At 73.2% G+C, this 12,197-nt stretch carries 10 protein-coding genes and 2 pseudogenes; 4 read left to right on the top strand and 8 right to left on the bottom strand.

Annotation, left to right across the window (positions count from 1 at the left end):
• Nucleotide 1 precedes the first annotated feature (1 nt).
• Complete coding sequence (locus ACQ614_RS01510; RefSeq protein ID WP_431676276.1) at nt 2-2,080, top strand: tetratricopeptide repeat protein; 2,079 nt, start codon at nt 2-4, stop codon at nt 2,078-2,080.
• A 54-nt stretch (nt 2,081-2,134) separates the two neighbouring features.
• On the top strand, nt 2,135-2,734 hold the full coding sequence (locus ACQ614_RS01505; protein WP_431676275.1) for an NADPH-dependent FMN reductase: 600 nt from the start codon (nt 2,135-2,137) through the stop codon (nt 2,732-2,734).
• 318 nt (nt 2,735-3,052) lie between these two features.
• Here ACQ614_RS01505 and infA read toward each other — a convergent pair whose 3' ends face one another.
• The 5 genes from infA to ACQ614_RS01480 all read right to left on the bottom strand — a co-directional run bounded on the left by infA (nt 3,053) and on the right by ACQ614_RS01480 (nt 7,001).
• Nucleotides 3,053-3,277, bottom strand: coding sequence for a translation initiation factor IF-1 (infA, locus tag ACQ614_RS01500; RefSeq protein ID WP_363497245.1), 225 nt, complete (start codon nt 3,275-3,277; stop codon nt 3,053-3,055).
• A gap of 78 nt (nt 3,278-3,355) precedes the next feature.
• A complete protein-coding gene (locus ACQ614_RS01495) occupies nt 3,356-4,150 on the bottom strand; it encodes a GNAT family N-acetyltransferase (protein WP_431676273.1) in 795 nt (264 codons plus the stop codon).
• A 567-nt stretch (nt 4,151-4,717) separates the two neighbouring features.
• On the bottom strand, nt 4,718-5,083 hold the full coding sequence (locus tag ACQ614_RS01490; RefSeq protein ID WP_431676271.1) for a hypothetical protein: 366 nt from the start codon (nt 5,081-5,083) through the stop codon (nt 4,718-4,720).
• Entirely contained in the window at nt 5,080-5,340 is a 261-nt protein-coding gene (locus ACQ614_RS01485) for a hypothetical protein (RefSeq protein WP_431676270.1), read from the bottom strand. The genes ACQ614_RS01490 and ACQ614_RS01485 overlap by 4 nt, the downstream gene beginning before the upstream one ends.
• Nucleotides 5,341-5,798: 458 nt before the next feature.
• A complete protein-coding gene (locus ACQ614_RS01480; protein WP_431676268.1) occupies nt 5,799-7,001 on the bottom strand; it encodes a globin domain-containing protein in 1,203 nt (400 codons plus the stop codon).
• Nucleotides 7,002-7,307: 306 nt separating this feature from the next.
• Between ACQ614_RS01480 and ACQ614_RS01475 the strand changes: the two are divergent.
• A pseudogene (locus ACQ614_RS01475) lies at nt 7,308-7,658 on the top strand (universal stress protein); the annotation flags it as partial.
• On the opposite strand, the gene ACQ614_RS01470 reads toward ACQ614_RS01475, so the two are convergent.
• From ACQ614_RS01470 to ACQ614_RS01460, 3 genes are read right to left on the bottom strand one after another with little or no spacing between them, the layout of a single operon-like run.
• Nucleotides 7,579-9,306: an ABC transporter ATP-binding protein gene (locus ACQ614_RS01470; protein WP_431676267.1), complete on the bottom strand. Its 1,728-nt coding sequence runs from the start codon at nt 9,304-9,306 to the stop codon at nt 7,579-7,581. The pseudogene ACQ614_RS01475 and the gene ACQ614_RS01470 overlap by 80 nt on opposite strands.
• Nucleotides 9,303-11,084, bottom strand: coding sequence for an ABC transporter transmembrane domain-containing protein (locus ACQ614_RS01465; RefSeq protein WP_431676265.1), 1,782 nt, complete (start codon nt 11,082-11,084; stop codon nt 9,303-9,305). Before ACQ614_RS01465 ends, ACQ614_RS01470 begins: the two co-directional genes overlap by 4 nt.
• Nucleotides 11,085-11,142: 58 nt before the next feature.
• Nucleotides 11,143-11,688 (bottom strand): GNAT family N-acetyltransferase, encoded by a 546-nt coding sequence (locus ACQ614_RS01460; RefSeq protein WP_431676263.1) that lies wholly within the window; start codon nt 11,686-11,688, stop codon nt 11,143-11,145.
• Nucleotides 11,689-11,782: 94 nt separating this feature from the next.
• Between ACQ614_RS01460 and ACQ614_RS01455 the strand changes: the two are divergent.
• Nucleotides 11,783-12,160, top strand: a pseudogene (locus ACQ614_RS01455) (integrase core domain-containing protein); the annotation flags it as partial.
• Nucleotides 12,161-12,197: the final 37 nt, after the last annotated feature.

The following is a 12,197-nucleotide window of genomic DNA, read 5'->3' as shown; positions in this document are numbered from 1 at the left end:
CATGCCCAGTCACCGCTGGATCGTCAGCGAGCTTCCGCCGGTCCCGCCACGACCGGCCGCCGCCGAAGTCGTCGCCCGCTGCCACCGGCGCCTGCGCGGACCCTACACCGGCGTGGACACCGTGCTGCGCGCCGTGCTGCCCGAGGCGGTCCGCCGGTGGCCCGACCTGGTGGACTTCCACCGGGTGGAACTGCTCTACGGGATGCCGGAGTTGGCGGACCTGATCGGCCCGGCGCCGCAGACCCTGGCAGTGGAGTCCTCGTTCGAGGAGCGCACCCGGTTCTTCGGGTCGGGGATGATCCGGTGCATGAGCCAGGGCGTGGTGTCCTTCCTGGTCGCCCACGCCGCCCGGCTGCGGTCGGCCGGCGAGCCGGCGCCGCATCTCGTCCTCGACCAGGCGGACCAGGCCGAACCGACGACCCAGGAACTGATCGCCCTCCTGCTGCGCCGGGCCGACCCCGCGCAGCTGCGGCTGACCGTCCGCACCGGCACCGGCGACCTGCCCGAGGAGCTGCACCGGGCGCTCGAACGATGCGCGGAACGATGCGCCGAACGCCCGGACGGGGCAGGCGAGGTGAGCGGACACCGGCAGGCGCGTACGGACGAGGAGCTGGCGCAGGCGTACGTCCAGGGCGACTGCGCCTCCGGCGACCCCGCCGAGCTGCGCGCCTACCTGGAAGCACCGCCGGAGCTGCGGGCCCGGCTGCACGACCGGCGTGCCGAGGAACTGGAGGACACCGGACCCGGCCGGAGCGTGCGGGTCGGCGCGCTGACGTACCACCGCGAGCACGGCGGCGACCCGTCCGGGGCGGGCCGGATCGCGCTGCTGGCGGCCCAGCGGTACTGCGTCGAGGTCGGGTTCTCGGCGGCGGTGATCGACCTCGGCCTGCGCGGGCGCGCCGTCACCGACCCGGACGCCCACCCGCACGACTTCTGGGAGTTCACGCACCAGGCGGCGGCGGCCTGCATCCCGCTCGGCCGCCACGAGCAGTCGATGGACCTGTACCTCGACGTCATCCAGCGGTTCACGGACCCCAAGGTCCACATGATGACCAGTTACTCCATCGCGATGCTGCACACCCGGTTCCTGCGGCCCCGCGACCACGACTTGGCGCTGCGCTGGCAGAACAACGCCGCCGCGATCGCGAGCATCCTCCCCGACCCCGCCGAGCGGCTCACCTTCAGCGTCTTCCACGACAACGGCCTCGCCCTGGTGGAGATGCACCGCGGCAACCTGGACCGCGCGCTGGACCTGGTCGAGTCCTGCATCGCCCGGCTCGACGCGAAGCTCACCGACGCGCAGTGGCGGCTGCACCGCTCCCAACTGCTGTACAACCGGGCCCGGCTGTTCACCGCCACCGACCGGCTGGACGAGGCGTTCGCCGACTATTCGACGCTGATCGAGCTCGATCCCTACTACACCGACTACCTCTCCGAGCGGGCCCGGATCCACCGCACCCGCGGCGACTTCGCGGCCGCCCTCGCCGACTACGACCGCGCGGTCGAACTCGCGCCTCCGTTCCCCGAGCTGTACTACAACCGCGGCACGGCCCGGGCCGAGGCCGGCGACACCAAGGGCGCGCTCGCCGACTTCGGATACGTCCTGGAGATGGAACCCGACGACCTCGACACCCGGCTCGCCCGCGCCGAACTCCTGCTCGAACTGGAGGAGTTCGATGCCGCCGCCGACGACGTGACAGCCGGCCTGGCGCTGCACCCGCAGGACCCCCGGCTGCTGTGCATGCGCGGCACCGTCGCCCTGCAGCGCGGCGAACTCGCGCAGGCGCGCGAAGCGCTCGACGCCGCCCTCGTCCTCGACCCCGAGTACCCGGCCGCGCTGCTCAACCGCGCCGTCGTCCACTACGAACAGGGCCGGCACCCGGCCGCGGTGGCCGACCTGACCGCGCTCCTCGACCTGGTCGGCGACGACCCCGACGTGCTGCTCAACCGCGGCATCGCGCACCAGGCCGGTGGCCGCCCCGACCTCGCCCTGGCCGACTACGGGCGCGCCCTCGCGCTGCCCGGCGCGGACCGGCCGGAACTGGAGGCCCGGAGCGCCGAATGCGCCGTCGCCGGCTGACGGCAACCAGGCACGCCGAGCCCGAACCAACGACCAGAAAGCAGGGCAGCCGCCATGACAGGCCCGGTCAGACTCGCCGTGCTGTGCGGCAGCGCGGCCACTCCCTCGTCCACCGAGCGCCTGCTGCGCCGCGCGGCGACGTACGCCGAGTCGCTGGGCGCGCGGGTGGACTTCTTCGCCGGTGAGCGCCTCCGGCTCCCCCTGTACGGGACCCCGGGCGCGGCGTCGGACGGCGCGGCCCTGGACCTGGTCGCGTCCGTCGCCGCGGCCGACGGCCTGCTGGTGGGATCGCCCTGCTACCACGGCTCGGTGTCCGGGCTGTTGAAGAACGCGTTCGACCACCTGGAGGATCTGCGCGACCGCTCCGCCCCGTACCTGGACGGCCGGGCGGTGGGCTGCCTGGTGGTCGGCCAGGGCGCCCAGGGTCCGGCGAACGCCCTGCGGGCGCTGCGCGACATCGTTCACGCGTTGCGCGGCTGGCCCACCCCGCTGGGCGTCACCGTGGACGGCCCCGTACTCCGCGCACCGGCCGACCGCGAGCTGGAGGCCAGGCTGGAGCTCGTCGCGCGCCAGGTGGTCGCCTTCGCCGAGGCCCGCCGGGCCGTCACCACCGACGTCGGGCGCGGCGTCGCGGCGGTGTCCCGCTCGGCGTGACCCGCTCCCCGGGGCCGGGCGACGGCGAACAGGTACCGGCCGGCCACCTGGTCCCGGGTGCGGCCGGCCCGGTGCAGGAACACCTCGTTGGCGTCCCGAACACCGGCTGCGGGGTGAGCAGCGCGACTGCACCCGGCAGGGCCCGGAACACCGCGGCACGGTCGATACCGGCCCCGGCCGCCCGGTCGCCGACGGTTCGTGCTGTCCGGTGGTCCGCGCTCACGGCAACGGCCCTGCCGAACCTCCGGTTCGGCAGGGCCGTTGCTCCGCACGCTTCACACCGCTCCCCGCCCTGTCGCGGACGGGCCGCCCCTCAGGTCATGACCGGTAGCGGTACCGGATACGGCCACGGGTGAGGTCGTAGGGGCTGAGCTCCACGAGCACCCGGTCCTCCGGAAGGATCTTGATGTAGTTCTTGCGGATCTTTCCGCTGATGTGGGCGAGCACCTTGTGCCCGTTCTCCAGCTGCACGGTGAAGGTGGCGTTGCGCAGGCACTCGACGACGGTGCCCTCGACTTCTATGCCCCCTGCTGCTTTGGTCATGGGTCCTCACTTCTGCGTTGGTGATGGTGTGGGCGACGTGCTCGGGCGGTCGCCGGCGCCCTGTGGTGCGGCCGCGGGTCAGCGGCGGACGAGCTCCAGGGTGCTGCCCTGGCGCCGGGCGCCGATGCCCGCGAGGAGCGCGGCGGCGGCCGTGTTGGACGCGTCCACCTCGGTCCGGGCCCAGGCCGTTCCGGCCTCGTGGAGTGCGCCGAGCGCGTGGGCCAGCAGGGCCCGGCCGATGCCGCGGCGCTGCCGGTCCGCCCGGACGGCGATCAGCCCGATCCGCGGCAGCCGCAACGGCGCCACTCGGACGAGGCCCACGTACCGGCCCGCCTCCTGCGCCACCGCGTACTTCGACGGGTCGACCACGGTGTCCCCCACGGGGCGGGGCAGGATCTCGGCCGGCATCCTCCGCCAGCCGAGCGTGGCCTCGACCTCGTCGCGGACGACGCGGTCCAGGGCGCGCAGCGGGCCCTCCTCCGCGGAGCCGGCCGGGAGGATCGTCACGCCCTCCGGGCACCGCACCGGGCCCAGCCCGGTGATCTGCGGATCGGTGGGCACGAGGTGGTCCCACTCGTGGCGGGCCGGTGTGAAGCCGAGTCGCTCCCAGGCGGACGCCGTATCACGATCGGCTTCGTCGACCAGGGTGTGGAGCGGTTCCGGCAGGTCGGCCAGCATGGCGTCGGCGATGCGGTCGAACGCGGAGCCGTGCCACGCGTCGATGCTGACGAACAGCCGTCCGTCGGGCCGGCGCGCCGCGTCGCCGCTGCCGACCGGCAGGTCGTCCGCGACGGCCTGCCACTGCGTCTCGGAGATCCGGGCGACCCGGACCGCACGGTCGTCCCCGGCCGAGGTGGAGTGCAAAGGATTCATCGGTGTTGCCTCTCGGGAGTGCCTTTTGCCAAGCGCTCCCGGCGACACCTCGATCAGTCGCCCGCCGCAACGGAGATGGGGAGCACCCACACGGATACAGCCTTCACGGGTGTCACCTCCTCCGGTCTTCTCACGGCTGAGCAGACGCTACCAGCAGGCCTCGCTGAGCCCAACCGGTTTTTCCGGCTGTCCGGCACGCCCGCGGTGCACCACCCACCGCGCCTCCCGTGCCTCCCGTGCCTCCACAGGTGTCCCCGGCATCCTGCCCGTGAGACGCCACAGGCGGCAGAACCCGGACACCTCCCCGAAGCTCTGCGACCCGGTCCCCGGCAGGCCTCGGCGATCCACCGGTCGAGCCGGCGACTTGTGGTCGTCGTCGTTGGGGTCCACAGCGCGTTCGTCGGGATCACAGCACCCGAGGAGCCGCCGGCGGTCGGGCCGGGGCACGGCACACCCCGTGAACCGGCTCGCTCGTTCCGGCACGCGCCACGTGTGCTTGCCTGCACCCTCGCTTCCTTGCCACCCGCTGCGAGCGCGTGGCAGGAGATGTCCGCCAGGGCCGGGGCGTCAGGCCGTCCAGGCCTTGAGCTGCACGGCGACCTCACGAACCGGCAGCCCTTCCCTGGCCGCGCGCGCCAACGGAAGAACACTTTCGAGCCCCGGGCTCACCGGGAGGCCGCATGCCGCGAGATAGGCGGCGGTCACCGTGGCCGCGTACAGGAGATTGCGGGCCTCCAGGCTCGGGTTGCGGGCGAGCTCGCACAGCAGGGCCGCAGCCTTGTGGTGCGCCTGCGGATACACCTCCTGGCCCAGCAGCTCGGCCCGGTGCCGCGCCTCGGCGGCGATCGGCACCCCGTAGTCCACCACCTGCGGATCCCCCGGGATCTGCTGTGCGACCGCGAGGATCCACGCGAGGTCGATCTTCAGATTCACGCGGCGTTCCGCGAAGCCTCGTCGGCGGCTGCCGGCGGGCCGGGGTAGCGGTCCTCGCCGAACTCCGCCTCGAAGGCGTCCGCGTAGGAGGCGATGAACGCCTGCGCGCCGGCCATGAACGCGGCCCGGGACTCGTTCACGTCCTGCTCGATCAGGTCGGCGAGGTAGCCCTGCAGGCTCAGCCCCCGTCGCTTGGCGCGTTCCTCGGCCGCGGCGCGGATCTCGTCGTCCAGCCGGATGTTCGTCTGCTTCGCCATGCGAAGATGCTAACAGCTGATACCACATACTAGCAGCGGAATCCGAGAGGCCCCGGCGTGAGCCGGGCAGGCTGCTCCGGCGGGGTGCCCCGGGTGGCGTGCGGCAGGAGGGAATCGATCCGCGGCGGGTCGGGGGCGTCGTAGACCTGGCCGCCCCTCTTGGCTGCCGGGGCCGTTCCGTGCCCAGGCGGTTCCTTCGGTCTGCGACCTGCCCGATTCCTCGGTGGACGGTCGGCCGCCCCGCCCGGGAAAGAGGCCTGGAACCGGCGCGCGTGACCGCCGCGCGGTGCGGCTGCCGCTTGCGGATCCCGGACATCGGGGGGAGACCTGTCGGTCGCCGGAGGCCGGCTCGTCGTGGTCCTGCTCCCGGTCGGCTCGGACGGGAGGATCCTCGCCGACCGGGAGGGATCAGCCGCAGCCCGGGCGGTGCCCCGGATCGGGCCGTCCGCCGTTCCCTTTCAGGCCGTGGCGTCTGCCAGCCACAGATCGGGGCCGAACACCTCGTACCGGATGCGGAGGGCGGGTACCCCGGCACGGAGCAGTTGTGCACGGGCCTCGCGCATGAAGGGCAGGGGACCGCACAGGTAGACCCGGGCGTCCTCGGGCAGTTCCGAACCGGTCAGGTCGATCAGACCCGGGTGGGCGTCCGGCTCATCGGCGCCGGGCTGCTCGTACCAGAACTCGGCTCGGCAGTCAGGCAGTTGGCGGACGAGCTGCCGCGTCCGGGTGCGCAGCGCGTGCGCGCCGGGCGAGCGGTCGGCGTGGAGGACCGTGACCGGGCGAGTGGAGTGGGACGCCACGAGGTGCTCGAGCATGCCGACCATCGGCGTGCAGCCGATTCCCGCGGAAACCAGGACCAGCGGGTCGTCCGTGTCGTCGAGGACCACATCGCCGAACGGAGCGGACAGAGTGAGCTCGTCGCCGATGTGCACCGTGTCGTGCAGCAACGCGGACACCTCGCCATCGGGCGCGTCCTGGCCGTCGACACGCTTGACCGTGATCCGACGCAGGTCGTCGCCCGGCGCCGAGGAGAGGCTGTACTGGCGCAACTGGCGTATGCCGTCGGGCATGCGCACGCGTACGCTGACGTACTGGCCCGCCTTGGCGCCCGGCGCGGGAGCGTCGTCGGCGGGACGGAGCAGGAAGGACGCCGTGTCCGGGGTCTCCTGGACGCGTTCGACCACCGTCCACCGACGCCAGGTGTCGCCCGGCTCGACCTGGGCCCCCTGGTACAGGCGCGCCTCCTGGGCGATGAGGGCTCCCGCCATCAGCCAGTAGACCTCGTCCCAGGCGGCTGCGACCTCGGGGGTGACCGCGTCGCCGAGCACGTGGGCTATGGCCGCGAACAGGTACTTGTGGACGATCACGTACTGGTCCTCGGTCACACCCACCGCGACGTGCTTGTGCGCGATACGGTCCAGCACTGCCTGCGGGTAGGTGTCGGGGTGTGCCACGAGAGCGGCGGCGAATGCAGCGATGGAGCCGGCCAGTGCCTGTCGCTGGGCGCCGCTGGCCTGGTTGCCGCGGTTGAACATCCCGTCCAGCAGCTCCGGGTGGTCGCCGAACATCGTGGCGTAGAAGCGGGTGGTGATGTCGCCCAGGGCTGCTCCGACGGCGGGCAGGGTGGCGCGGATCACGACGGCCGAGTCATCGGAAAGCATGAGTCTCCCCCAGGAAGTAGAGGTTTCGAAGGCTTCTGACTGCCTTGTCGCAGGGCAGTCCTTGTCTACCAGGAGGGAATTGTCGGCATGGCGGGCCGAAGGTCCCGATCGGTTCCCCATTCGGCCCCGATCTGTCGGCCGTTCTCTGCGCGAACCGTCGATGCGGCAGGACCCGGCGGTGCCGGGGCGGCCTCATGCCCGATGCCGCGTCACTTGCGGTGTACGGTGCGCAGCGCCTGGACGTGTGGGTCGCGGGGGTCGACGGATCGGCGTCCTCTCCTCCTGAAGGCCTGAGAGGACGTCGAGCTCCTGGTCCTCGGCAACCGCGGTCACAAAGGCCTCGCGGGGGCGCTGCTCGGCTCGGTCGGCCGGCCCTGCGTCCAGTACGCCCCCTGCCCGGTCGCGATCGTCCGCGACACCGACCACGCCCAGGACATCGGCGGGATCTTCGGACCAGGACGGCTCACACCCGACCGACGCCGAATCTCCGGCTCAGGTCACCGGGGCAGGAGGGGACCGCGCCACCGACCATGCATTCAGGCGGGTGGGGCGCCGGTCGCGCAGTCCCTCTCGCGCCCTATCGGTTCCACGATTGCCAGAGGGCCGCGTAGGGGCCGTTGCTGGCGACCAGGTCCTCGTGCGGGCCCACCTCGGTGAGGCGGCCGTTCTCCATCACGGCGACGCGGTCGGCGTCGTGGGCGGTGTGCAGGCGGTGGGCGATCGCGATGACGGTGCGGCCCTTCAGGACGGCGGCCAGGGCGCGTTCGGTCCGGCGGGCGGCCGTCGGGTCGAGCAGCGCGGTGGCCTCGTCCAGGATCACCGTGTGCGGGTCGGCCAGTACCACCCGGGCCAGGGCGAGTTGCTGTGCCCGGGCGCCGTCCAGCCGGTGACCGCCGGCGCCCAGTTCGGTGTCCAGGCCGTTCGGCAGCTCGTGCGACCAGCCGACGGCGGCCAGGGCGGTCAGCAGTTCGGTGTCGCCGGCGTCCGGCGCGGCGATCTGCAGGTTGTCGCGCAGGGTGCCGAGGAAGACGTGGTGCTCCTGGGTGACCAGGACGACCTGGCGCCGCAGCCGGTCCGGGTCGAGGCCGGCGATCGGGACGTCGCCGACGGTCACCGTACCGGTGCGCGGCTCGTCCATGCCGGCCAGCAGCCGACCGAGCGTGGTCTTGCCCGAGCCGGACGGGCCGACCACGGCCAGCCGCTCGCCCGGACGGATCGTCAGGTCGACCCCGTGCAGCACGTCGTCCCGGCCGTCGTAGGCGTAGTGGACCCCGGTCGCCTCGATCCGGTCGTCGACCGGCGCGGCCGAGCGGGCCGTCGGGGTCCGCGGGGCGTCGGCCAGTCCTTCGACCCGGGCGAAGGCGGCGCCGCTGCTCTGCAACTGGTCGATCCAGATCACGATGTTGTCGAGCGGCGGTTCCAGCTGGCGGACGAAGAGCGCGGCGGCGACCGCCGAACCGAGGGTGACCATGCCGTGTGCGTGCAGGAGGCCGCCGGTCAGCAGGACCACCACCACCGGAACGGTGTAGGAGGCGCTGACGATCGGGAAGAAGACGTTGCGCAGGAACAGGGTCCGCTCGCGGGTGCGGCGGCACTCCTCGACGGCGGCCTCGCCTGCCGCGATCCGGCGCTCCTGCAGGCCGAGCGCCTCGACCGTCCGGGCGCCGGAGGCGGTGGCGGCGAGGACCTCGGCCAGTGCGGAGTTGGCGGCGCCCTCGTCGAGGTAGCCGGAGCGGGCCCGGCGCAGGTACCAGCGGGCGCCGGACCAGATCCCGGCCATTCCGATCATCCCGCAGGCGCCGAGCAGCGGCTGGACGGCGATGATCGCGCCGACGACGAAGACGATCTGCACCAGGGCGACGAACACGTCCGGGGCGGCGTCCCGCAGTGCGGTGCCGACGGCGGCGACATCGGTGGTGCCGCGCGTGGTCAGGTCGCCGGTCCCCGCCCGTTCGACGGTCGCCGGTGGCAGGGCCAGGGCGCGGTCGGCGAACTGCTCGCGGACCCGCGCCGAGGTGCGTTCTCCGAACCGGTGGGCGACGTAGCGGGCCTGCCGGGACAGCAGCAGCTGGGCGAGCGCGCCGGCCACAATGGCGAGCGCCAGAAGGTCGACGGTGCGGGTGCCTGCGCCGGCCGAAACCTCGTCGATGATCCGGCCGAGCAGCCACGGGCCGGCCAGCCCGGCGAGGGCGGCCAGCGCGTTGAGGACGAGCAGGGCGGTGAAGCCGCGGACGTCCCGGCGGATCAGCGTCAGGGTGGCCCGGCGGACCGCGGCGGGGCCGGCGACGGGGAGACGGGCGCTCATCGGACGGTCTCCTCGGCGCGGAGGGGAGTCGGTACGGCGGTGTCCTCGGCCTCGGCACGGCGTGGTGCCGACAGGGCGGTGTCCTCGGCCTCGGCACGGGAGACCAGGGCGCGGTACCCGGGGTGGTCGCGGAGCAGGTCGCGGTGGCGGCCGGTGGCGGCGACCCGGCCGTCGACCAGGTACTGCACGATGTCGGCCCGGTCCAGCAGAAGCGGCGAGACGCCGGTGACCAGGGTGGCCCGTCCGGCGCGGGCCAGGCGCAGGCCGGCGGCCATCGCGGCCTCGGTGTGCGCATCGACGGCGGAGGTCGGTTCGACGGCGAGCAGCACCTCGGGGTCGGCGGCCAGTGCCCGGGCCAGCAGCAGGCGCTGCCGCTGGCCGCCGGACAGGTTGCGGCCGTCAGCCTCGATCGGGGAGTCCAGGCCGTCCGGCAGCCCGCGCAGGACGTCGAGGGCGGCGGCGGCCTCCAGGGCGGCCAGTAGTGCCCGGTCGTCGGGCCGGTGGCGGCCGGAGAGCACCTCGCGCAGCGGGCCGGCGAAGAGGGCGGCCTCGTTGTCCGCGACCAGGATCCGGTCCCGGACGGCGGACAGGGCGAGGGAGTCGAGCCGGACGGTGCCCCACTCGGCGGCGGTCGCGGCGAACCGGCCGAGCCGGTCGACCACGGCGGCGGCGTCCTGCGGCCGGGCGCAGGCCAGGACGGTCAGCCGGCCGGGGAGCAGTTCGACACCGGAGTCCGGGTCGCGCAGCACGGCGGGCGAGCCGGGTGCGTCGGCGCCGTCCGGGCGGGTGCCCGGGTCCAGCGCCAGGAAGCGGACCACTCGGGCGGAGGCGACCAGGCCGCGGCTGATGTCCTGCCCGCTCTCGACCAGGAACTGGACGGGGAAGACCAGTACCGCCACGTACCCGTAGACCGCGACCAACTGACCCACCGTGATGTCACCGGTGGCTGCAAGACGGGCGGCCAGCCACGTCACCGCGGCGAGGAACAGCGTGGGCAGGCCGACACCGAAGGACTGCAGCCAGCTGGTCACGGCACCGACCCGGTAGCCGTCGGCGCGCAGCTCCTGCGAATCGCGCCGGTAGCGCTCGGCGTAGGTCTCCTTGCCGCCCAGGCCGTTCAGCACCCGCAGCCCGCCCGCCATGTCCTCGAACCGGGCGGCGAGCCGGCCCTGCCGTTCGCGGTAGCGGGTCTCCGCGCCGCGCAGCCGGCCGAGCAGCGGCCCCACCAGCACCGCCATCAGCGGTACACCGAGCAGCACGACGGCGGCGAGCAGCGGGGAGACGGACAGCAGCAGGACGGCGACCGTGCCGATCGCGATCAGCGAGCCGACACCGGGGCCGACGAAGGTCAGGGTCCGGGCGATCTGGCCGACGTCGCCGATACCGATGGTGACCACCTCGCCGGAGGTGACCAGCCGGGGCAGGGCCGCGCCGAGCCGGACGGACTGCCGGACCACCACCCGGACGGTGCGGAAGGTGGCGTCCATCCGCAGCCTGGTCATGGTCCGGTGGCGCAGCATGCTGATCCCGGCGTTCAGCAGGCCGGCCACCAGGATGGCGGCGGTCCAGCCGACGAGCGCGCGCGGGCGCCCGGCCCGGAGCCCGTCGTCGACGGCGCGGGACAGCAGGTACGGCTGCAGGGTCAGCATGAGCATCCACGCGATGCTCAGCACTGCCCCGGCAGCCACCCGACACTTCTGCCTGGCGGTCAGCCAGCACAGGTAGCGGGCGGCGCTGCGGATGTCCGGCGTCCCCGGATCGTCGTTCAGATCGTGCACCGTCGCACCATACTTGCAGCCCCTCGCGCGGAGCTCGGCGGGAACCGTCGGACAGGGCTCAGCCGAGGACGAGTTCGTGCTCGACGGACGACTCGTCGCCCGGGACCGGGACCGAGCGGCCGCTGCGGGCGAAGCCGATCTTCCGGTAGAAGGCCTCGGCCCGCTGATTGTCCTGGTGCACGTAGAGGCGGACGCGGGAGACCTTGGGCTCCTCGAGTTCGTTGGCGAAGACGATCGCCGCGTCGAACAGGGCGCGGGCCAGGCCGGTGCCACGCTGTTCCGGGCGGACGAACACACCGACCAGGTGGGCCTGGTCGACGTCGATCGGCCCGCCGAAGACGTCCTCGCGGCCGGCCCGCTCGATCAGCACCGTCACCGATCCGTCCCAGCCGCCGTCCGTCCGCTCGGCGACGAACTGCTGGACGATCATGTCGCCGCGGGAGCCGGACGCGCGCTCCTGCCAGAACTCGTCCGGCTTGGCGACGGCGTTGTCGTACGTCTCCAGGAAGGCGATTCCCGCGACCGGGTCCCGCAGCGCGTCCAGACGCAGTTCCTTGACGTGCTGCCAGTCCTCGACGGTTACGGCTCGTATGACGTGACTCATACGCTGATCCTCAACGCGCGCGGAGAGCGGGGCAAGCGGATTTCGGGCTGTCGCACTCCGCCATGACGACCCGGCCGCGGCGAAGGCGCCGGACCTGCTCGGCCGCCACTTCACCGCGACCGAGCCGAACACGAAGTACGTCGGCGGCATCACCTGTCCGAGCACCGGATCGGGGAAGTTCCTCTACCTGGCCACCGTCATCGACCTCGCCTCGCGCCGCCTGGCCGGCGGGCCCTGGCCAGTCACATGCGCGCCGAGCCGGTCCGACGCCTGCCGGCGGGCCGGTGTCGTCCAGTCCATGGGCGCCGTCGGATCCAGCGCTGACAACGCCGCCGCCGAAAGCTTCAACGCCACCCTCAAGAGAGAACTCCTGCAGAGCCGCAAGGGCTTCGGCGACGAGCACGAGACACGCCTGGCGGTCTTCCGCCGGTGCCACCGTTACAACACCGTCCGCCGCTACTCCCGGCTCGGACCCCGCAGCCCCATCGCCCACGGGACCGCGCTCAGCA

Origin of the sequence: Kitasatospora dryopteridis (assembly GCF_050749075.1) — a bacterium.
In the GTDB taxonomy this organism is placed as follows: Bacteria; Actinomycetota; Actinomycetes; order Streptomycetales; family Streptomycetaceae; genus Kitasatospora.
This window is presented reverse-complemented; position numbering and strand designations above follow the sequence as displayed.